This is a genomic window from Campylobacter concisus, from assembly GCF_002912895.1.
In the GTDB taxonomy this organism is placed as follows: Bacteria; Campylobacterota; Campylobacteria; order Campylobacterales; family Campylobacteraceae; genus Campylobacter_A; species Campylobacter_A concisus_G.
Genome location: NZ_POZX01000051.1, coordinates 1 through 847, shown reverse-complemented (window position 1 = coordinate 847; position 847 = coordinate 1). Strand labels below are relative to the sequence as shown.

2 protein-coding genes and 1 pseudogene are annotated in these 847 nt (G+C 31.4%); all 3 read right to left on the bottom strand.

All coding sequences use genetic code 11. The features are described 5' to 3' along the window. Nucleotides 1–134 precede the first annotated feature (134 nt). Entirely contained in the window at nt 135–266 is a 132-nt protein-coding gene (locus CYP51_RS10040; protein ID WP_258032803.1) for a hypothetical protein, read from the bottom strand. Then, nucleotides 259–630: a nucleotidyltransferase family protein gene (locus CYP51_RS05885; RefSeq protein ID WP_223154715.1), complete on the bottom strand. Its 372-nt coding sequence runs from the start codon at nt 628–630 to the stop codon at nt 259–261. The genes CYP51_RS10040 and CYP51_RS05885 overlap by 8 nt, the downstream gene beginning before the upstream one ends. Then, a pseudogene (locus CYP51_RS05880) lies at nt 627–847 on the bottom strand (AlwI family type II restriction endonuclease); the annotation flags it as partial. The pseudogene CYP51_RS05880 and the gene CYP51_RS05885, both read right to left, overlap by 4 nt.

Below are 847 nucleotides of genomic sequence, written 5' to 3'. Positions count from 1 at the left end.
GTTATGGATGGTTTTCCTGATTATGTTTAAAAATAAGTAAGGTATAGATAAATAAAATATTGAATTATAAGTATTTTGAAACAAAACATAAAGAAATGCATTAAAACAAGATAAAAAAGCATAATTTAAGTTTTTTAAAAAATGCCCAAGCTTGACTGTTGATAAATTTGAACGCCGATGTTACCACTTTGCGTAGATACTCGGCTTTTTAGACTCAAGCGTGGTTTTGCTTCATCTAAATTTGGCATGGGTTCTTTACTAGACATATATCGCCCCTTTTACTATCTTGCTCTCTTGTATTTTTTGCTCAGAGTAAAAGTCACAAATATCAACAGGTTTTTGAAATTTGTTAGCGATTTGCTTTTTTAAATCATCTAGATATTCAAGTGCCTTAAATGCGTGCAATCTATCCAAAAAGCTCTTTTTATCGGCTAATATGACTATATCTATATCAGAGTTTTCGTCCGCATAACCCTTGGCATAGCTTCCAAAAAGTCCTATTTTTAGGATGCCGTCTCTTTCAAGACTTGGCTTTATTTCGCTCAAATATGCGAGTATGGCTTCTTTGGTTAAAGTTGGTTTACGCACCAGTGGATTATTGCCGTAGATATTGTCAGTGCAACTTCTCACAATAAGCTCTCATCGTTTAAATTTGATAATTTGCTACTGCTTTCAACTTTTACGATAAAATCATTAATGGCATAATATGAAATATTTATTTTGTTACTGAATTTGGCAAATTTTGCATATCTTTTTGCATCATCGTGGATAATCGGTGCTATAATAATACTAAATTTTTTCTTTTCATTATCGCTATTTGAGATATTTTCTATTAAATTTCCCTCGA

Bases quoted from the DNA above. Each gene is read 5' to 3' on its own strand.
- CYP51_RS10040 (WP_258032803.1), bottom strand. From the start codon at position 266: ATGTCTAGTAAAGAACCCATGCCAAATTTAGATGAAGCAAAACCACGC.